The sequence below is a fragment of the Streptomyces ziwulingensis genome (assembly GCF_039542605.1).
Taxonomy (GTDB): domain Bacteria; phylum Actinomycetota; class Actinomycetes; order Streptomycetales; family Streptomycetaceae; genus Streptomyces; species Streptomyces ziwulingensis.
Genome location: NZ_BAABIG010000046.1, coordinates 39,732 through 60,970, shown reverse-complemented (window position 1 = coordinate 60,970; position 21,239 = coordinate 39,732). Strand labels below are relative to the sequence as shown.

At 73.8% G+C, this 21,239-nt stretch carries 10 protein-coding genes; 9 read left to right on the top strand and 1 reads right to left on the bottom strand.

All coding sequences use genetic code 11. The features are described from left to right. Window positions 1–108: 108 nt before the first annotated feature. The 3 genes from ABEB00_RS22240 to ABEB00_RS22230 are packed head-to-tail and all read left to right on the top strand — an operon-like array spanning window position 109 to window position 3,448. The gene (locus tag ABEB00_RS22240) at window positions 109–1,056 is read left to right on the top strand and encodes an ABC transporter ATP-binding protein (RefSeq protein WP_345621780.1); all 948 of its coding nucleotides are present in this window, start codon (window positions 109–111) and stop codon (window positions 1,054–1,056) included. Continuing rightward, window positions 1,053–2,615 carry a DUF1349 domain-containing protein gene (locus ABEB00_RS22235; RefSeq protein WP_345621778.1) on the top strand — a complete coding sequence of 521 codons (1,563 nt, stop codon included), beginning with the start codon at window positions 1,053–1,055 and terminating at the stop codon, window positions 2,613–2,615. Before ABEB00_RS22240 ends, ABEB00_RS22235 begins: the two co-directional genes overlap by 4 nt. Continuing rightward, window positions 2,612–3,448: an ABC transporter permease subunit gene (locus ABEB00_RS22230; RefSeq protein WP_345621777.1), complete on the top strand. Its 837-nt coding sequence runs from the start codon at window positions 2,612–2,614 to the stop codon at window positions 3,446–3,448. The genes ABEB00_RS22235 and ABEB00_RS22230 overlap by 4 nt, the downstream gene beginning before the upstream one ends. Window positions 3,449–3,787: 339 nt before the next feature. Here the strand turns inward: ABEB00_RS22230 and ABEB00_RS22225 are convergent, their stop codons facing one another. After that, window positions 3,788–4,891, bottom strand: a complete 1,104-nt coding sequence (locus tag ABEB00_RS22225) for a DNA polymerase III subunit beta family protein (protein WP_345621776.1) — start codon at window positions 4,889–4,891, stop codon at window positions 3,788–3,790. A gap of 368 nt (window positions 4,892–5,259) precedes the next feature. Between ABEB00_RS22225 and ABEB00_RS22220 the strand changes: the two genes are divergently transcribed. Genes ABEB00_RS22220 through ABEB00_RS22195 form a run of 6 tightly spaced genes read left to right on the top strand, consistent with a single transcriptional unit; the run spans window position 5,260 to window position 21,192 of the window. After that, on the top strand, window positions 5,260–6,798 hold the full coding sequence (locus ABEB00_RS22220; protein WP_345621775.1) for an amino acid adenylation domain-containing protein: 1,539 nt from the start codon (window positions 5,260–5,262) through the stop codon (window positions 6,796–6,798). Window positions 6,799–6,821: 23 nt separating this feature from the next. Further along, window positions 6,822–8,639 (top strand): acyl-CoA dehydrogenase family protein, encoded by a 1,818-nt coding sequence (locus ABEB00_RS22215; protein WP_345621774.1) that lies wholly within the window; start codon window positions 6,822–6,824, stop codon window positions 8,637–8,639. Beyond that, the gene (locus ABEB00_RS22210) at window positions 8,636–16,003 is read left to right on the top strand and encodes an amino acid adenylation domain-containing protein (RefSeq protein ID WP_345621773.1); all 7,368 of its coding nucleotides are present in this window, start codon (window positions 8,636–8,638) and stop codon (window positions 16,001–16,003) included. Before ABEB00_RS22215 ends, ABEB00_RS22210 begins: the two co-directional genes overlap by 4 nt. Then, window positions 15,984–17,345 (top strand): MFS transporter, encoded by a 1,362-nt coding sequence (locus ABEB00_RS22205; RefSeq protein WP_345621771.1) that lies wholly within the window; start codon window positions 15,984–15,986, stop codon window positions 17,343–17,345. The genes ABEB00_RS22210 and ABEB00_RS22205 overlap by 20 nt, the downstream gene beginning before the upstream one ends. Continuing rightward, window positions 17,342–20,404, top strand: a complete 3,063-nt coding sequence (locus tag ABEB00_RS22200; protein WP_345621770.1) for a type I polyketide synthase — start codon at window positions 17,342–17,344, stop codon at window positions 20,402–20,404. Before ABEB00_RS22205 ends, ABEB00_RS22200 begins: the two co-directional genes overlap by 4 nt. Beyond that, window positions 20,401–21,192 carry a thioesterase II family protein gene (locus ABEB00_RS22195; protein ID WP_345621769.1) on the top strand — a complete coding sequence of 264 codons (792 nt, stop codon included), beginning with the start codon at window positions 20,401–20,403 and terminating at the stop codon, window positions 21,190–21,192. Before ABEB00_RS22200 ends, ABEB00_RS22195 begins: the two co-directional genes overlap by 4 nt. Window positions 21,193–21,239: the final 47 nt, after the last annotated feature.

Below are 21,239 nucleotides of genomic sequence, written 5' to 3'. Positions count from 1 at the left end.
CGCCACCGCACCAGGACACGTACCAGGTCAGGCTAAGCCGAGGCGCCTAACAACGAGATGACAGTGACCGTTCGGCCCCTGCAACCCGCTCCGTCACAGGGTGGGGCCATGAGCGATGAGAGTACGAAGGCGACGATCGAGGTCATCGGTCTGCGTAAACGCTTCGGGCCACGGCTGGCTCTGGACGGTATGACGTTCACCGTGCGGCCCGGACGGGTGACCGGCTTCGTCGGCCCGAACGGCGCGGGCAAGTCCACCACCATGCGCGTCATCCTGGGCCTTGACGCGGCAGAGGAGGGAAAGGCCCTGGTCGACGGGGTGCCGTACCGCACCCTGCGTCGCCCGCTTCGGCATCTGGGAGCACTGCTCGACGCCTCCGCGCTGCAGCCGAGCCGCACCGCCCACAACCACCTGCGGTGGCTGGCCCACTCACAGGGCTTGTCGGCCCGGCGCGTGGACGAGGTCATCGAACAGGCCGGCCTGGGCACGGCGGCCCGGCGCAAGGCCGGCGGCTTCTCGCTGGGCATGCGCCAGCGCCTGGGGATCGCGGCGGCGCTGCTCGGTGACCCGCCGGTGGTCATGCTGGACGAGCCGTTCAACGGCCTGGACCCCGACGGCATCGTGTGGATGCGCGGCTTCCTGGCGGAGTTGGCCCGGCAGGGCCGCGCCGTCCTGGTCTCCAGTCACCTGATGAGCGAACTCGAAGACACCGCGGACCATCTCGTGGTGATCGGCCGCGGCCGGGTCATCGCGGACACCAGCGTGTCCGAGTTGCTCGCCGAGGCGGCCGGCGGCCGGGTCACCCTGCGTACCTCCGCGCCTCCGCGCGCCGCCCAGGTCCTGCACGGCGCGGGCGCCACCGTTCTCGCCACCGGCCCCGACACCCTCGGCGTCACCGGCCTGCCCGACGAGGAGATCGTGGCACTGCTCGCCCGGAACGGGGTGCCGTTCTCCCAGGTGTCCGCGCACCGGGCGACACTCGAAGAGGCGTACATGGAGCTCACCCGGGACGCGGTGGAGTACCGGGGCGTCCCGGCGGGGGAGGCCACGCGATGACCGCCATCCTCACCCCTCGCCCTCCGGCCACGAGGCGCGCTGAGCGGGGCGGGTTCCTCAGGACGCTGCACGCCGAGTGGACGAAGTTCCGTACAGTACGCGGCTGGGTCCTCGCCATGGCGGGGGCGCTCCTGGCGACGATCGTGGTCGGCCTGCTCGGCACGGCCTCCCCCGCCCCCGGCGGTCGCGGCGCCGACTCCGCCTCGTACCCGAAGGGCCCCGGCGGCGAGGCCGTCAACGACAGCTTCTACTTCGTCCACAAGACGCTCACCGGCGACGGCACCCTCACCGTTCCCCTGCGGTCGCTGACCGGTGTGGCCGACACCGGGACCGGCAAGGCGGCTCAGGGCGCCCAGCCCTGGGCGAAGGCCGGGATCATCGTGAAGGAAAGCCTCACCCAGGGAGCCCCGTACGCGGCGGTCATGGCCACCGGTGGCCACGGCGTGCGCATGCAGTACGACTACACACACGACACGGCGGGCCCTTCCGGCAAGGTCACCCGGGAGTCCCCGCGCTGGCTGCGCCTGGTCCGCTCCGGCGACATCCTCACCGGTTCCTCCTCCACCGACGGCTCCCGCTGGACCGAGGTGGGCCATGCGAAGCTGCCGAGGCTCGCGCGCACCGTGCAGGCCGGGCTCTTCGCCACGTCACCGCAGGCGAAGCAGGAGACCGCGGCGGGCACGGGCTTCAGCCCCGCCGTGGCCACGGGCACCTTCGGCCGCCCCGCCCTCACCGGCGGCTGGTCCCAGAGCGCGTGGAGCGGCACCCAGGTGGGCGGCGACGCGGGCACCTCCGGCAGCTACCCGAACACCACCAGAGGCGGCTTCACCCAGACCGACGGCAGCGGGTTCACCGTGACCGGGGCCGGTGACATCGCACCGGTCGTCGGCGGGCCCGTCATGGGCGTCGGCTTCTCCGTCGAGAACTTCCTCGTCGGCACCTTCGCCGGGCTGATCGTGGTGATCGCCGTGGGCGCGGTGTTCATCACCGGCGAGTACCGGCGCGGTCTGCTGCGTACGACCATGGCGGCAACTCCGCCGCGGGAACGGGTGCTTGGTGCCAAGGCGCTGGTGGCCGGGGGCGTCGCGTTCGCCATCGGCGCGGTGGCCGCCGCGATCACCATTCCCCTCGGAGAACGCAGCGCGCGCGGCAGGGGCTTCCATGTCTTCCCCGTCACGTCGGCGACCGAAGCGCGCGTCATGGTCGGCACCGGCCTGCTCTGCGCAGCCGCCGCCGTGCTCGCTCTCGGCGTCGGCGCCCTGCTGCGACGCAGCGGCACGGCGGTCGCCCTGGTCATTGCGTCGATCGTGCTGCCCTTCCTGCTTGCCGCCTCCGGCGTACTGCCCCCGGGAGTCTCGGAGTGGCTGCTGCGGGTGACCCCGGCCGCGGGCTTCGCCATCCAGCAGACCCTGCCGCAGTACGCGCAGGTGCTCAGCGTGTACGAGCCGTCGACCGGCTACTACCCGCTGGCGCCATGGGCCGGCCTCGCCGTGCTGTGCGGATACGCCGCGCTCGCCTTCGGTCTGGCCGTGGTGCGGCTGCGCGGGAGGGACGTATGAGTCTCCTGAGAAGTGCACGACTCACGAGCACGGCGGACGGCGCGTGGCGAGGGGACTTCGGCCGCGCCCTGCGCGCGGAGTGGACGAAGCTGCGCACCGCAGGGGACATGGGCAGGTTGCTCCTGCTCGCCGTCGCGCTGACCGTGGCCGGCGGCTGCGGCACCGCCAAGGCGGTGAAGTGCCCGGACGCGGGGTGCGGCCAGGACGCCGTCAAGCTCGCCCTGACCGGCATCACCGTCGGGCAGGCGGCCATCGCCGTCTTCGCGGTGTTGGCCGTCAGCGGCGAGTACGGCACCGGGATGATCCGCACCACGCTCACGGCGGTGCCGAACCGGCTCACCGTCCTCACCGCCAAGGCGACGGTCCTCGCCGCGGTCGTCCTGATCTCCGGGACGGCTGCCGTCCTCGCCTCGCTCCTAGCCGGCCGCTACATCCTGCCCGGCAACGGATTCACCGAGGCCCGCGGCTATGCCCCGCTGTCCCTGGCCGACGGCCCGACCCTGCGCGCGGCCGTGGGTTCGGTCCTCTACCTCGTCCTGATCGCCCTGATCGGTCTCGGCGTGGCGACGGCGGTGCGGGAGGCGGCGACCGCCATCGGGATCGTGCTCGGGCTGCTCTATCTCTTCCCGGTCGTCACCCAGGTGGTCAACGACCCGGAGTGGCAGCGCCACCTCCAGCAGATCTCGCCCATGTCCGCCGGACTCGCGGTCCAAGCCACCGTCCATCTGCACGAGCTGCCCATCGGCCCATGGGCCGGCCTGGGCGTGCTCACCACGTGGGCCGCGGCCGCGCTGCTGGTCGGCGGCCTGCTGCTGCAGAGGCGCGACGCGTAGCCGAATCGAGCCGACCACGAGCGCGGTGGATTCGGGCCCCTACCCGGCCCGGCGCCACATGGAGACCTCCTGGGACTCCTTGCCGGAGCCGGTCAACCCGGGCCTCCGACTCGAAGAACCTCAGCAACAACGCGAACCCCAGCCGGTTCGCCCCCGACTTGTTCCGCAGCCGCTCCTGGTCCTCCTCCAGCAGCGCCCAGACCTCGATCAGGTCCTCCGGCTCCCCGTCCTGCCGCAACCCGCGCTCCCTCCGGTCGTCGTGACCGGACCAACCTCGCGGAACCGCCCTCTCAGCGCCCCCAGAAGATCGAAAACCCGGACAAGCACACCCCTGCCTTGTCAGTCCTCCAGCCGGACCGGCATGAGCAGCGAGAAGGTCCGTTCGTCGTCGGGCCGGCGGATCGCGAGGGGTGCCGTGGGGGCGCCCAGTTCCAGGATCAGCTCGTCCCGGGCCCCGGCGGTGAGCGCGTGCACCAGGAACTCGCGGTTGACGGCGACGTGGTGCTGATCGTCGTCGCCGTCGGCGCACACGATCACGGTCCCGTCCGCCGCCACCCTGAGCACACTGAGGTCGTACGGCTCACCGCCCGGTTCACGCGTCTCGCCCGCGCGCACCGGACCGGCCTCCAGCGCCCGGCGGAAGGCCGCCGTGCCGACCCGGACCCGGCGGCCGGCCGGAAGGTGGACGAGGCGACGGTAGTCGGGGAACTCGTGGCCGATGCTCCGGCCGGACGTCTGCCGGTCCCCGCTCTCCAGCGTGACCCGGTCACCGTCCACCCCGAGCTGGACGGACTCCTGGCCGGTCAGCAGCGCCCGCATCGCGTCGGCGAGCGGCAGAGCCACCGTGACCTGCGTCCGGGGCCCGTCGTGCCCGGTGGTGCGTACTGCCGCGACCGCCATCCGGTAGCGGTCGGTGGCCACGAGGCGCAGTTCGTCCGCCTCGACGTCGAACAGGATCCCGCCGAGCATCGGCAGCTCCGCGTCGGTGCCGGCGGCGAAACGCACCGCGTCCAGCGCGGCGGCCAACTCCGGGGCGGGAACGGACAACCGGACGGTGGCGGTGGCCGTGCGGAGTGAGGTCATGGGGTCTGTCTCCCTGTGGTCGAGTAGCGCTCGGAGCGTGGAGAACTCGCCGCGGGCAGCGGACAGCCCCAGATCCAGCCGGCGCAGGTGCGCTTGGAGGAGCCCCCGCACCAGGTCCGTGTCCCGACCGGCCCAGCCGGCCAGCACGAGCCGGATGTCGGCCAGCGGCATGCCCGCCCGGCGCAGCCGGGCCAGTAGCCGGGCCTCGTCCAGTTGTCCGGGTTCGTACCAGCGGTAGCCGCTGACCGGGTCCACCCAGGCGGGTGCCAGCACACCGGCACGGTCGTAGAACCGCAGCGCGCTCACGCTCAGTCCGCCGTCCCGCGCCATCTCCCCGATACCGCGCATCTCGTTCTCCACACCCGGAACTCTGACCCCTCGACAAGGTCGAGGGTCAACACCGCACGCGCCAAGCCGTCCGGCCCCTGCCCCGAGGACCACCGATCGCCGGCCAGTGATCGCTGAGCGCGCTCACGCCTCGACGCTCTGCTACATAACAGTTATTCTCAACAGGTAGGCAGCAGGCTCCAAAGTGATCGGCAGTTTTCGGCCTTAATACTCGACTATGAGGGTTTTCCATTGCCTCCGCTCTACCTAACGGGTATCTATAGATGGCCCTTGCGAGCCTCATCAGCCGTCGTCGTCTCACAGAACTCCAGCTCCCGCTTCCCCTCTCGGCTCCGCCCTGCGGACTCCTGCCAACCCCCAAGTGAGGTGGTCGTCGAATCATGTCTACTCCGTCATCGGGTGGCTCCGTGATGTATCGCCTGTTCTCCCGGCATGTGGCAGCGAACGCGGACAGGCCGGCGGTGCGTGACGACCGCACCGACCTGACCTACGGAGAGCTGTCCCGCCGGGTGGACGTGCTCGCCGCGGCGCTCAGGGAACGCTGCCCCGAACCCGGCGCGCGTGTCGGTCTCTACCTGGACCGCACCGCGGATGTCGTCCTCGCCGTGCTGGCCGTGTGCGCCGCCGGCCACACCTATGTGCCCCTGGACCCGGCGTACCCGGACGAGCGGCTGCGTTTCATGGCGGCCGACAGCAGGCTCTCCCTGGTCGTCTGCGACAAGGAGCCGCCCGCGGCGGCCGTGGCCGGGGAACTCCTGCGGCTGGACGCCGTGGACTGGTCCCGCGGCGGGCCGCCTGTCGAGGCCGCCGACACCGACCCCGACGGGGTCGCCTACGTCATCTACACCTCGGGATCGACCGGCCGCCCCAAAGGCGTCGAGATACGACGGAGCGGCGTCGCGGCGATGGTGGACGCGATGAGCCGGCGGTTCGAGTTCACCGGCGAGGACGTGTGGACGCTGTTCCACTCGTACTCCTTCGACTTCTCGGTGTGGGAGATGTGGGGGGCGCTGGCGACGGGCGGAACGCTCGTGGTGGTGCCCGCCGAGACGATGCTGTCGCCCCGGGACAGCGCCGAACTGCTGGCGCGGGAACGGGTGACGGTGCTGAACGTCGTCCCCTCGGTGTTCCGCTACCTGACGGCCGCGGCCGGGCGGTCGCCCCGGCCGCCGACCACTGTGCGGCGGATCATCTTCGGAGGCGAGGCCGTCGACGTGGAGGACATCCGCGCTTGGCGGCGCACGGTGAGCGCGACCTGCGAGTTCATCAACACCTACGGCATCACCGAGACCACGGTGTTCGTCAGCACCAAGGACCTGACCCGGGAGGTCCCGCCGACCGGGCCGGACGGCGGCGATTCGGCCGCGGAACTGGGAACGCCGCTGTCCGGCTGGCGGATCCAGGTCCTCGACGAGGAGGGCCGCCCGGTCGGCCCCGGTGGGACGGGCGAGATCTGGGTGGCCGGCGACGGGGTGGCGCTGGGATACACCGGCAGACCGGACCTCACCGCCGAGCGCTTCCGCACCCGCGAGAACGAGGACGGCGTCGAGACCCGCTGGTACCGCAGCGGAGACCTGGCCCGGCGGACCGGGGACCACACCTTCCGCTACGCCGGCCGGGCCGACAGCCAAGTCAAGATCAACGGTTTCCGCATCGAGCCGGGCGAGATCGAATCGGTCCTGCGCCGGCTCCCCGCGGTCGACGATCTGGCCGTGGTACCCGTGCGCAGCAGGATCGGCGGCATCGTCCTGACCGCCTTCTACGTCGCGCACGCGGACCCCCCGGCGGACGAACTCGCCTCGCGAGCCGCTGAGTTGCTGCCGCGTCACATGGTGCCCGGCCGTTTCGTCCGGCTGGACGCCCTGCCGCACACTCCGTCGGGCAAGACCGACCGGCGAGTGCTCGCGGAGCGATCGTGACCCGAGCCCGAAGGGAACGGACAGTGGGAACGACCACCCGCAACGCCCACAGCGACCCGCACCGCGAAAGCTTCCTGGAACACCTCTACCGGGGCAACTTCCGCTACGACCTGATCCGCGACTTCCCGGAACAGAGCCGGACGGACGCCGACCGAGGCAGTCACGTCATCGGCGAGCTGACGGCGCTGCTGCGCGAGAGGGTGGACCCCGAGGCCGTCGAAGCCGCGCGGCGCCTCCCCGACGGCCTCCTCGAAGAGCTGGCCGACCGGGGCTACTTCAAGCTCCAGACCGGCCCCGAACTCGGCGGACACGGACTGTCCCACTACAACATGTTCCGGGCGGCGGAGGCCGCCGCGCGCTGGTGCATGCCGGTGGCCTCCTCTCTCACCATCGAGAACACCCTCGGAGCCGGCGCCTTCCTCCCGTTCGCCCCCGAAGGCCCGCTGCGCGAGCTGCTGTTACGGCACGTCCGCGCCAACGGCCTGTCGGCCAGCGCGGACTCGGAACCGGCCGGCGCGGCCAACCAGGGCCGCTCCACGACCGCGCTGCCCGTTCCCGGCCAGGACGCCTACCTCCTCAACGGGCAAAAGGTCTTCGTGGGCCACGCCCCCGTGGCCGGCCTCGTGGGGGTCACGGCCACGGTGCGGGAGGGCGACCGGGACCGGGTACGGGAGTTCTTCGTCCACACCGACACCCCGGGTGTGACCGCCGGGCCGGGGCACGAGTACATGGGGCTCAAAGGCTTCCCCAACGGCCCGCTGCGCTTCGACGACGTGCTCGTACCCGCCGGCCAGATGCTCACCGAGCCGGACACCGGACACCAGGTGCGGATGACGGCCACCTCCGGCGAGCTGGTCGGCCGAGGCAGACTGCACATGATCGTGGCGCCGTCCCTGGCCGCGGCGAGACTCTGCCTCCACTGGGCCCGTGACTTCCTTGCCCGGCGCTGTGTCGACGGCCGGCCCCTGGGGGAGTACGAGGAGATCAGGCGTCAGATGGCGGACTCGCTCGCCGAGACCTTCGCCATCGAGACGGTCGCCCAGTGGTGCCTCCTCCCCCTGGACCAGGACCGGGACGTCAACCTGCGTTTCGAGCAGAACGTGGCGAAGAACATCGGCTCCGAACTCGCCTGGGACATCGTGGACCGCACGGTCTCCCTCATGGGGGCCGAAGGCTACGAGACGTCCGGCAGCAAGACCCGGCGCGGCGTCCCCGCGACGCCGGTCGAGCGGCTCATGCGGGACCTGCGGAGCATGCGGATCTCCGGCGGCGTGGACTTCCAGATCGACAACTGGATCGCCCGTTCCTACATCCTGACCTACTACTACCCCGGACCTGACGGCGCTGCCGCTCCCGGGGCGGACCTGCCCGTGCCCCCCGTGCCCCCCGCGGCCACCGCGTCCGAAACCGGGGCCGGGTACCTGAGCGACCGCAACACCGAGCACCTCGGGACGGTCGCCGCGGAGATCCGCGCGTTCGGGCACACCTGCGCGGAACTGGCCCGCGCGCACCCCGACCGCTCGGCGCTGCTGGAGAAGGAACGCACCCTCATCCTCCTCACCCGGCTGGCGCGGGAACTGCTCACCATGTCCCTCGTCCTGGCCCGCGCCGACGCCATGGCCGGGCAGGGGGACGACGCCGGGCAGAACCTGGCCGACCTCTACTGCGCCTCGGCCCGACACCGAGTGGCCGACGTCAAGAGGCGGCTGGCCACCGGCGACGCCGCTGATTTCGCCGCGGTGAGCGATGCCTGGCTCCAGGACCCGGCCCGCTCCACGACCGCCCAGGACACCGGTGCCACCGCGGGCCGCGACCACCGTACGGAAGGAGCCGGCGCGTGAACGGCACAACGGAGCGGATCCCGCTCTCCGTCGGCCAGGAGGCCATGTGGGTCACCTGGCGACGGGAACCCGAACAGTGGACCCACATCATGCCGTTCCCCTTCCTGGTGCACGGTGTCATCGACGTGGCCCGACTGGCGGCCGCCGTCGCCGCGGTCGGCCACGCCCACCCGCAGATCCGGGGCAGAGTCACCACCGGTGCCCGGGGACCGGAACTCGACTGGTCGGACGCTCCGGGCATCCCCGTCCGGGAGTCGACCACGTCGCTCCGCCGGGACGAGGCCGTCCGCCGTGCCTGGCAGGTCCCCTTCGACCTGCGCCGCGGTCCGCTGGCCCGGGTCGACGTGCTGCGCGGACCGGACTACACGGTGGTGCTCCTCGCCATGCACCACCTGGTCTCCGACGGGGCGTCCACACTGATCCTGGTGGACGCGCTCCGGCGCGCCTACGCGGGCGAGCCCCTGCCGCCCGCGGACTCGCCGAGCGCGCTGACGGAGTACGCCCACCGCTCCCGCGCGCTGACGGACACCCCGGCGGGGGACGCCGCCCGCGCGTACTGGCGTCGCGCACTGGGGGACAGGGCGCCGCGGCGACTGCTGCGGCAGACCGTGGACGAGCCCGCCTACCTGATGCTCGGCGAACGGCTGCCGGCCGGCCTGACCGCTCGGCTCCGGGCCCGCGCGGCAGAGCTGGGGGTCTCCTACGTCACCGTCCTGCTCGCCGCCTACCACGCCACCCTGCACCACCACAGCGGGGCGGACGACCTGCTGGTGTTCCTCCCCTTCCACGGCCGGACGGACGGAGCGCTGCGGGACCGGGTCGGCTACTTCGTCAACGCGCTGCCGATCCGGATCCGGACCGACGACCGTGACACCCACGCCGACCTGCTGTCCCGGGTACGCCGCGGGGTGAAGGACGCACTGCGCCACGGCGACCTGCCGCTGCCCGCCATCATGCGCGCCGCCGGCCTCACCGGTCCCGAGGCGTACGCCGACACTCACCAGACGGTGTTCCAGTACTGGCACGCGGGGCTGCGCGACGGTGTCGATCTGCGGCACGTGCCCCTGGACGCCCCCGGCGCGTCCGCCGTACTGAGCGTCCTCGACGTGGAGAGCGGCGCCGGTTTCCGCCTCGCCCTCGCGGTCCGTGAGGACAGCGCCGGAACGCATCTGCTGTGGAAGGACCCGGCCGGGGCGGTGGGCAGCACCCAGGTGGCGGCGCTGGCGTCCGGCTACCGGCGGGTGCTGGAGACCATCGCCTCCGATCCGTACGCGCCCCTGGCCGCCTCGGCGGATGCCGAGACGGAACGGAACCCGGCCCCCGCCGGGCCCGCGCCTCGCCCCGCCGCCAGGACGGCGCCGGTCCCGGCGGCCGGGACCGTGCCGGACGCCATGCGGCGGGTGTGGGAGGAGACGCTCGGCATCGAGGGCATCGACGACGGGGACTCGTTCTTCGAGCTGGGCGGGCACTCGCTCCTCGCCGAACAGCTCACCGTCGCCGTCTCCCGGAGATTCGGCCGCGAGGTCGCCCTGCGGACGCTGTTCGAGCAGCCGCGGCTGTCGGACTTCGCCGCGGCCGTTCTTCCGGCCCGGCCCCGGCCGGCCCCGCCCGCGCTCCCCGCCGCGTTCCCCGCATCGGCCTTCCAGCAGCGCGTCTGGCTCTCCGAACAGCTCGACACCGGCCAGGGCGCCTACAACGTGCCGATGGCCTGGCGGATCGCCGAAGGCGGCCTGGACCGCGCGGTCCTGACCCGGGCGCTCGCTCGTACGGTGGCACGGCACGAGATCCTGCGCACCGCGTTCGAGGACCGTGACGGAGAGCCGTGGCAGGTGGTGGGACCGCCCTGGGCGCCCGAGGTCGAGTCGGTGGATCTGAGCCGTCTGCCCGACCCCGAGCAGCGGCTGAGCGACTGGCTGCACGAGGCCGCCCGGCACCGCCTCGACCCCGCCTCGGGGCGGTTGCTGACCGCCGCTCTCATCGAGACGGGACACGGTGGCCAGGTGCTTTTCCTCTGCCCGCACCACTTGCTGTGGGACGGCGAGTCGACGGACATCTTCCTTCGGGAACTGGCCGCCGACTACGCCCACGCACAGGCGGCGGCCCCCGCGGCCCGGGAGGGGGAGCGGCCCGGCGTGTCCCTGCACCTGCGCCTGGGCCGGCTGCCCGAGGCGAGCGCGCTGGAAAAGGCGGTGGGCGCCGTCGTGGAGGCACACGAGGCCCTGCGCCGCACGGCCGCGCCGGAATCCGGCCCGGCCCCGCACGAGGCGGACGGCACACCGGCGGTGCATCCGGTGTGGTTCCCCCCGCGGACCCCGGCCGACACGTCCGACGCGTCCGAGGTGCCCGACCGGCTGCGGACGTGGGCGCGGGAGCCCTGCGACCCGCCGAACGGCCCGTTGTTGCGCCTCGCGGTGCTGCCCGGCCCCGGCCCGGGCGGCTGGCTCACCCTGGCAGGCCACCCTTCGGCGGTGGACCGGCGGTCGCTGAAGCTGGTGGCCCACCAGATCTTCCGCCTCCTCGACGGCGGCGGACCACCCCGGCCGAGCAGCCGTGCCGACTGGTACGACACGCCCTCGTGCCCTGACCCGGGGGCCGCCCTGGAGGCCCGCGCGGCCGTGCTCCGGCCCGCCGCCGAAGAACTGACGCTGCCCGGACGCCGCCCCCGGGACACGCACCCGGCGCGAGCCCCGTACGCGCCGGAGCGCGTCGGGTTCACCGCCGCCCCGGAGCAGGTGGTGCGGTCGGCGGCCGAGAAGCTCGGCCTGGGCTCGCAGGACCTGCTGCTGGCCGCCTTCGCCGCCCTGCTCGGGTGGTACACCGGCCGGCAGGACCTGCTGGTCGGCGTCCGGACGGACGGGCGAGCGCCGTCCGGCCGCCAGGTCGTCGGCCCGCTCGAAGAGGTGCTCCCCGTCCGGCTGCGGCCGGAGGCGGGCGTGGACTTCGCCGGGCTCGCCGCCCGCACCGCCGCCGACCTGGCCGAGGCCGTCGCCTGCCCGCGGGTCCCCCTCCGGGAGATGATGCGGCGCGTCGACCCCGCGGGCACCGCGGAGCGGGACCCCGCGGTCACCGTCCTCTTCGACTACGACGACGACGCCATGGAGACCGGCGGCGGGGCCGCGCCCGCGCCCGGTACCGACCTGGACCCCCCGGCCGGCGCCGGGCCGTACGACCTGGCGCTCGTGGTGCGACGCCGAGCCGGGCAGTTCGAGAGCGCCCTCGTCTTCGACGCGAGGTGCTTCGACGAGGACCGGATACGGACCATGGCCGGGCACTACGTCCGGCTGCTCGCACTCCTCCTCGACGCACCCGGTCGTCCGGTCGGCGAGGCCGAGCCCCTGACCGAGGCCGAGCGGCACACGCAGATCGCCGCGTGGAACGCGACCGAGGCCGGCTACCCGCAGGTGCCCGTGCACGACGTGATCCGCCGGCACGCCCTCGCCCGTCCGCAGGCCATCGCGGTGCGCGCGGGCCGGACCGAACTGACCTACCGTGAGCTGCTGGAAGGCGCGCAGGCCACGGCCAGGGGGCTGCTGGAGGCAGGAGTACGCCCCGGCGAGAGGGTGGCACTCCTGCTCCCCAGAGGCGTCGAGCAGGTCCGGACGATCCTCGCCGTCCTCCTCGCCGGCGCCGCCTACCTGCCGATCGATCCGCACACCCCGCGGGACAGACTCCGCTTCCTCCTCGCCGACTCCGCCGCACGCTTCGTGGTGGTCCCCGACGAGCAGACCGAACCCCACCCCGCACTGACCGGATACACCGGCCGGTCGCTGCGCGGCGCGGCGCTGAGCGCGGCCGGCGGCGACCGGGCGCTTCCCGCCGTTCCGCTCGACTCTCCCGCGTACTGCATCTACACCTCGGGCACCACCGGCCGCCCGAAGGGCGTGGTGATCAGCCACCGCAACCTGATCCGGCTGCTGCACAACGACCGGTTCCCCTTCTCCTTCGGGCCGTCGGACGTGTGGAGCGTGTTCCACGCCTACACCTTCGACGTCTCCGTGTGGGAACTCCTCGGAGGGCTGTCGCACGGCGGCCGAGTGGTCCTCGTCACCGAACAGCAGGCGCAGGACCCCACCCTCCTGCTGGACCTGCTGCGACGAGAGGGCGTCACGGTCCTGTGCCAGACCCCGTCGGCCTTCCGCGGCCTCCTGCGGGCCGAGCCGGGCGCCGCCGCCGTCCCCGACGCCCTGCGCTGTGTCATCCTCGCCGGCGAGGCGCTGCACCCCGCGATGCTGAAGACCTGGGCGCACGCCCGCCCCGGGATACGGCTGGTCAACATGTACGGCCCGACCGAGACCACCGTCTACACGAGTATCCACACGGTGACCCGGGCCGAGATCGACGCGGATCTGAGCGTCATCGGCCGGCCCCTGCCGACGACCACCCTGTACCTGCTGGACCGGCACTCCGGCCGCAGACTGCTCCCGGTCGGCGCGGTGGGCGAGATCCACATCGGCGGCGCCGGAGTCGCGGCGGGCTACCTCAACCGTGCGGACCTCACCGCCGAGCGCTTCGTGGACTCCCCGTTCGGATCCGGCACGCTCTTCCGCAGCGGTGACCTCGCCCACCACCTCCCGGACGGCTCGCTGCGGTTCCTGGGACGCGCGGACGACCAGCTCAAGGTGCGCGGCTTCCGCATCGAGCCAGCCGAGGTCGAGGCCGGCCTGCGCCGGCACCCGGCGGTCACCGACGCGGCGGTGTACGCCGAGGACGAGCGCCTGGTCGCCGTGGTGCAGAGCGCTTCCGCGCCGGCCCCCGAGGCGCTGCGCGCCCACCTGGCCACCCTGCTCCCCGAGTACATGATCCCGTCGCTCTTCAAGACGGTGACCGCGATGCCGCTGACCACGCAGGGCAAACGGGACGTGCGGGCCCTGCGAACGACCGCCGCCGGCGCCGCCACCCCCGGGCCCGCAGCGCCCCCCACGCCCACCGCGGCCGCCCTGACCGAACTGTGCGGCACCCTGCTGGGTGTCGGTCAGGTCGCGGCCGACGACTCGTTCTTCCTGCTCGGCGGCCACTCCATGCTCGCGGTTCGACTGGTCGGCCGGATCCGCGAGTCGTTCGGCGTCACCCTGCCGGTACGCGCCGTGTTCGAGCAGCCGCGCCTGCGTGACCTGGCCGACCTCATCGACCGCGAGTCGTCGGTCCCCGCCGAGGACGCCGTACGCGCGCCAAGGCCCCGGCACTCCCCGAACGATCCGCCCGCCGGTGCCTTCCAGCGCAGCGTGTGGCTCGCCGACCAGGTGGCGGGCGGCACCCGCTACAACGTCCCGCTGGCCTGGAAACTGACCGGTTCCCTGGACGCCGAGCGGCTGGCCCGGGCCCTCGCGCACCTGGTCGACCGGCACGAACTGCTGCGCACCGCCTTCGTCATGGAGACCGGCACCCTGCGTCAGGTGGTGCGCGAGCCCTGGCAGCCGCCCGTCGAAAGGCTCGACCTGAGCGCCGCACCGGACCCCGACGAAGAGCTGACGCGGTGGCTGACCGAAGCCGCGGGCCGTCCCTTCGATCCGGCCACCGGCCGCCTCCTGCGCACCGCGCTGGCCGACCTGGGAGCAGGACGGCAAGCACTGCTGGTCTGCCTGCACCACCTGGTCGTCGACGCCGGTTCCGTACCGGTCCTGCTCAGCGAACTGGAGCGCTGCTACCAGGCCGCGGGAGGGGGCCACCGCCCGCCGCCGCCGGCTCGGCAGTACCGGCATTTCACCGCCGCGCAGGAAGCGACCCGCCAAAGCCCCCGGTACCACGACGACCTGGCCCACTGGCAGAAGAAGCTGGTCGACGCCCCCGTCCGCACCGACTTCCCGGCACCGGCCCGCCCGGAGCCGGACGGCGTCGTACGCCTCGCCCTGCCCGCCGATCTGCCCGACCGGCTGCGCCCCTTGCTGACCGCGCACCACGCCACGCCGTTCATCGTCTTCTGCGCCGCCCTGGCCCTCGCCCTGCACCGCCGGACCGGCCGGCGGTCCCTCACCCTCGGCACACCGGTGTCGACCAGGGACCCGGTGCGCTTCCGTGACCTGCTGGGCCCGTGCCTCGACACCGTGGTGCTGCGCTCGGAGGCCGGCGCCCCCGCCGGGACGCGGGACGACCTCGCCGGGGCGATACGCCAGATGCACGCCGAACTGCTGACCGCGAGGGAGCACCTGGCCGCTCCGTTCGACGACGTGATCGGCGGGCTGGAGCCCGACCGCGACCCCGGGCGGACGCCCTACGTGGACGTCATGCTGAACATGATCTCGTGGCCCGGCCGGCCCCCGGTGCTCGGCGGCCTGCCCCTCGAAGCCCACCGGCCCGAAGCGCTCCAGGCACGATCGCCCAAGTTCCCCCTCGTCCTGACCGTGGCGGAGCGCGCGGGGGAGCTGACGGCCCACCTCGCCCACCAGGGAGACCGGGTGGGGCACGCCGACGCCCAGGCCCTGGCCGACGAACTCGTGAGGCTGCTGACCACCTGGGCCGACGCACCGCCGTCGTCCCCCGCCCCGGCCGGTCCGCCCGTACGCCAGTACCGTGACCTGCTGGCGGCGCAGCGGGCTGCCCTCGACACCGAGGCGCACCGTGCCGACCTCGCCCACTGGCGGGCCCGGCTGGACGGCGCCCCCGTCCACCTGGGATTCCCGCTCCCCGCGAGGCCCGGTCCCGACGGGGTGGTGGACCTCCCGCTGCCGTCCCGGCCGATCCCCGCGCTGCGACCGCTGCTGGCCCGCCACGGGGTCTCCCCGTACATGATCGCGGTGACCTGCCTCGCGGCCGTGCTCCACCGGTGGAGCGCCGAGCCCGACGTGGTCGTCTCCAGTGAGATGAGCACCCGCGCCACCCCGGACTGCGCCGGGGTGCTGGGACCCTGCCAGAACACCGTGGTGCTGCGCTCGCGGATCGAGGACACCACGACCCTGCTCGACGCGCTGCACGCCGTCCGGGCCGAGGTGCTCGCCGCCTTCGAGCACGCCCGCACCCCCTTCGACGAGGTGGTGAGGGCCGTCAACCCGCCGCGTACGCCGGGCCGGGTGCCCTACGGCGACATCTCCCTGGAGTTCAGGACGGCCGCCGCGGCACCGCCCGCGCTCGGCGGACACGTCCTGCGCCCCATGGACCTCGCGCGCACCGGCGCCGGATTCCTCGGCAAGAGCGGTGCCACCGTGTCGCTGGTCCTGGACGGGGACCGGCTGACCGGCCGGATCGGGTACCGCGGCGACCGCTACCGGCGACAGGACATGGAGGACATCGCCGTCGCCTTCGGCCGCACACTGGAGAGTTTCGCGGACCGCCTGGCCGAGCCCGTGGCCGGCCGCGGTCCACGGGCCGCGACGCCCCCCGCCGGCCCGGACCCCCGGCCGGGTGCCGCCGATGAGCGCGGGCGGGGCTGAGGTGGCCGTCACCTCCCCGGACGGCACCCGGCTGAGAGGCCATCCGGTCCTGCGCGCCGTACTGCTCGCCGAGACGGTGTCCATCCTGGGCACGCAGCTCAGCACGGTGGCCACCCCGTGGCTGGTCCTCACCCTCACCGGTTCACCGGCGGCCATGGGCCTGGTCACGGCCGCCCAGTTCGCCGGCGTCGCCGTCTTCGGGATGATCGGCGCCTCCTGGGTGGCCCGGCTGGGACCTCGCCGGGTGATGGTGGGGGGCGATCTGCTCTGTGCCGCGCTGCTGGCCCTGCTGCCCCTGCTGCACGCGGTGGACCGGCTGTCCGTCGGCGTGTTCGCCGCGGTGATGTTCACCGTCGGAGCCACCTTCGCGCCGTACCTGGCGAGCCAGCAGTGCGTGCTCCTGGCCGTCGCCGGAACCGACGAGAGGCTTCTCACCCGGACCAACGCGGCGTTCCAGGCCGCCACTCGGCTGAGCATGCTGCTGGGCCCGCTGCTCGCCGGAGTGCTGATCGCGACGGTGACGGCGTCCCAGGTACTGCTCTGGGACGCCCTCAGCTTCGTGGTCTCCGCGCTGCTGCTGGGCCGCCGGTTGCCCACGACGACCGGCGCGGCGCCACCCCCGCGGTCCTCGTTCGGCACGGGGCTGCGCGCCCTGCGGTCGGACCGGCTGGTGCGGAGCTGGAGCCTCGGCCTGACCCTGAACGAAGTGGCCTGGCAGGCGATGTTCGCGCTGATCCCGCTCGTCACCCTGGCTCGGGCGGCCGCCTCCCCGGTGGCGGCCGGAGCCCTGCTCGCCGCCTACGGCGGCGGGACCCTGCTGGGATCGGTGGCCGTGGGCCGCGCGCTGCGCCTGGTACCGCCCCGAACCCTGGCCGCGGCCGGGCGGATCGGGTGCGCGGCCGTCTTCCCGCTCCTGTCGCTGCCCCTGGGCGTGAGCGCGACGGCGTGCTGCCTGGCGGTGACCGGCCTGCTCAACGGCGTCTCCCTGGCACCGGCCACCGCGGTGCGTCTCCTGCGCATGCCGGAACGCTCCCGGACCGAGGGGCTGACCGTGGCGACCGCACTGGTGCTGGCGGGCGGTACGGCGGGCTGGGCCCTGGCCGGTCCCACCGCCCAGTCACTGGGCCTGACCGCGGCCTTCGCCGCTCTGGCCGTCCTCCAGGCGGCCGCCGCCGTGCTCTTCACCTACGGCCTGGTCACCACCCGCGCCGAACCGGCGGCGCCGGCGGCGGGGACAGCGCCCGCGACACCCGTCCGCCCCCCGGACCGCGCCCACGCGGTCCGGGCGCACACCGACGTTCCGCCCACGGACGCCCGGCCGGAACAGGAAGGAACGGCATGACAGCCAACGACTCCGCACACTCCCGGGGCGCCGTCGCCGTGATCGGCATGGCCGGCAGATTCCCGGGATCCTCCACCGTGGAAGGGTTCTGGCACAACCTGGTGGCGGGCACCGAGTCCCTCACCGCACTGGACGACCGGCGCTCCTCCCGGCAGCCGGAGTACCGGCCGGCCTACGGGCTGCTGACCGACGCGGCGGCCTTCGACGCGGAGTACTTCGGTTACTCCCCTCAGGAAGCCCTGATCACCGACCCCCAGCAGCGGCAGACGCTGGAGTGCGCGCACGAGGCACTGGAACGGGCCGGTCACGGCGCCTCGCCCCGGCGCCCCACGACGGGTGTGTTCGTCGGCGGATCACACACCAGGTACGGCGAACGGGTACGGGCGCGGCTCGACGAGATGCCCTTCATCGACGCCTGGCAGGTCGCCCACGGCAACGACGCGGACTTCCTCAGCTCCCGCGTCGCGTACAAGCTGGGCCTGACCGGTCCCGCCGTGACGGTCCTGTCGGCGTGCTCCACCTCGCTCGTCGCCGTCCACCTGGCCGTCCGGTCGCTGCTGGACGGCGAGTGCGCCATGGCCCTCGCGGGCGGCGCGAGCGTACTGCCCGAAGCACCCTCGACCCCCTACGTCCCGGGCGGCGTCATCGCCCCCGACGGCCACTGCCGGCCCTTCGACGCCGCGGCGGCCGGCACGGTCGGAGCCGGCGCGGTGGGGCTCGTGGTGCTCCGTCCGCTGGCCGACGCGCTCGCGGCCGGCGACCACGTGCACGCGGTGATCCTCGGCTCGGCCGTCAACAACGACGGGCGGGACAAGCTGGGGTTCACCGCGCCCAGCGTGCCCGGCCAGGCCGCGGCCGTCCGCGCGGCACACCGCGCGGCGGGGGTGACCGCGGACGAGGTGGGCTACGTGGAGGCACACGGCACCGCGACCCCGCTCGGCGACCCCGTCGAAGTGGCGGCCCTCACCGCCGCCTTCCGCGAGAGCACCGAGCTGCGCGGCTACTGCCGGATCGGCTCGGTCAAGGGCAACCTGGGCCACGCCGACGCCGCGGCCGGCGTGGTCGGGCTGATCAAGACCGTGCTCGCCGTGGAACACGGCGTACTCCCCGCCAGCCTCCACTTCGACGAGCCCAACCCCGACATCGACTTCGAGTCCACCCCCTTCCGGGTCAACGCCACCACGGTCCCGTGGCGCACGCCGGACGGACGGCCACGCGTCGCGGGTGTCAACTCGCTCGGCCTCGGCGGGACCAACGCCCATGTGGTGGTCGCCCAGGCCCCGGCCGGCACCGGAACCAGCAGCGGCAGGCCGCACCAGCTCCTCCTGGTGTCCGGCAGGACACCGGCCGCGGCGGACCGGGCCGCGAGCCGCCTCGCCACCCACTTCGAGGACCACCCGGCGACCGACCTCGCCGACGCGGCCTGGACACTGCGCACGGGACGCACCCACCACACGCACCGGAGGTTCGCGGTCGCGGGCACCGCGGCCGAGGCCGCCGCGGCACTGCGGGCCGGCGGTCCGGCCGGCGGACAGGTGGAGCGGACGGAACCCGTACCCGTCTTCCTGTTCGCCGGCCAGGGCGGCCAGCGGACCGGCATGGCACGCGACCTGTACGAGCACGAACCGGTCTTCCGCCGGCACCTGGACGAGATCTGCGAACTGGCCGCCGACCCGCTCGGCCTGGACCTGCGCGCGGTGCTCTTCCCCGACGGCGAACGGGGATGCGGCCCGGCTTCACAGCACATGAACTCCATCGCCGTCGGCCAGCCCGCCGTGTTCGCCGTGCAGTACGCCCAGGCCCGCCTGCTGATGTCGTGGGGCGTACGGCCGGCCGCCGTCGCCGGCCACAGCCTCGGTGCCTACGCCGCGGCCTGCCTGGCCGGTGTCTTCGCCCTGCCCGACGCCGTACACCTGGTGGTGGAGCGCGGCCGGCTGCTCGGCTCACTGCCGGCCGGCGCCATGGCCGCGGTGAGTCTCCCGGAGGAGGCGGTGACCCGTTCACTGCCCGCGGGCCTGTCGGTGGGAGCGGTGAACGGACCCGGCCAGTGCACGGTGAGCGGCCCCGCCGCCCTGGTGGCCGACTACGTCCGTGCGCAGCGGGACCGTGCGGTGCAGGCCAGGATGCTGCGCATCGCCACCGCCGGGCACTCCCCGCTGGTCGAACCCGTCCTGGCGCGCTTCGCCGACTTCCTGGCGGGGACGGCCAGGGAGGAGGCGCGGCTGCCGATGATCTCGGACACCACGGGGGAGTGGGCGGACCCCGGCGCGCTGCGGTCGGTCGAGTACTGGGTGCGCCACCTGCGCCGCCCGGTACGGTTCGGGCAGGTTCTCGGCACGCTGTCCGCCCGTCCCGGCACGGCCCTGGTGGACATCGGTCCCGGCCGTACGCTGTCCACCCTCGCACGGCAGCACCCGGATTACCACGACGGGCAGTTGGTCGTGCACACCTCCCCCCACCCCGCCGAAGCCACCTCCGGCCTGGCCACGCTGCTGGGCGCCGTCGGACGGCTCTGGTCCCACGGCGCCCACGTGGACCTCGGCGCTCCGCAAGGTGACGAACGGCGCCGGCGGGTGCCGCTGCCGACCTACCCGTTCGAGCGCACCCGCTTCCTCGTCCCCGCCGTCACCTCCGAACGGCCAGACCGCGCACCGCGGCCGCTCGGGTCCTGGATCGACCCGCCGCGGGTACCGGAGGCGTCCGGTGACAGGGCCGAGGCGGCCGGCGGGACGGGCGGACCGGGCACCGGTGCGGAGCGGGACGGCACCGGTGCGGAGCGGGACGTCCTGGAGGCGGTGCTCGGCGCCTTCGGCAAGGCGCTGGGCATTCCGGACGTGGCAGGCCACGACGGGTTCCTCGATCTCGGCGGTGACTCCCTGGTGGCCACCAGACTCGCCGCCTGGGCGACCGCCGAGTTCCAGGTGTCGGTGTCGGCCGCCGACATCCTGAAGGCCGCGACCGCGGCCTCCCTCGCCCGGCTGATCCAGGACCGCACGGAAACGGCGGACACCCTCACCTCACTGTGGGGCGCCGGCGCCCCCGACGGGAGCACCCGATGACCGCCCCGCACCCCTCGGACCGCGGCCCGTGGGTCGTCGGCAGGACGATGCCCGGGGACCCCGCCCACGTCCTGTACTGCTTCCCCCACTCGGGCGGGCTGGTGGGCGAGTACATCCGCCTGGGCAGGTACCTGCCCGGTGTGCAGGTCTACGGGATCTGCCCGCCGGGCCGCGGCGGCCGCGCGGCGGAGCCACCCGTCGAGGAGATGCACGAACTGGTCGCCGCACTGGCGGACAGCGTCCGGTTCAGCGGTCCGTTCGCCTTCTTCGGGCACAGCCTCGGCGCACTCGTCGCCTTCGAGGTGGCCCGTGAGCTGCGCGCACGCGGTCTGACGCTGCCCACGAGACTGATCCTCTCGGCCTTTCCGGCGCCCCACCTGCCCCGGGCGGGCGCCCCCCTCGCGGAGCTGCCGGACCGCGAACTGGCAGCAGCCGTCGGCGGCCGCTACGGCGGAATACCGCCGGAAGTGGCCGACGACCCCGAACTGATGGCGATGCTCCTGCCCGCGTTCCGGACGGACTTCACCGTCCTGGAGAGGTACCGGCACCGGGCGCAGGCCCCCTTGCCGGTCCCGTTCGAGATCCTGGGCGCGGAGCAGGACACCGTCACGGCCGATCATCTGGCGCCCTGGGACCGGCACACCACCGGCCCGTGCCGGACCCACCGGTACGACGGCGGTCACTTCTACTTCCGCGACGCCCCCGAGGCGCTCGCCGGGACCCTGCGCACCGTACTCGGCTCCGCCACGGCGCCCGCCCCCGCCGGCGCGCCGGCCGCGGCGCGGTGATCCCCGCCCCGTTCCCCCCACCGACCGGCCGCCACGGAGAACAGGTG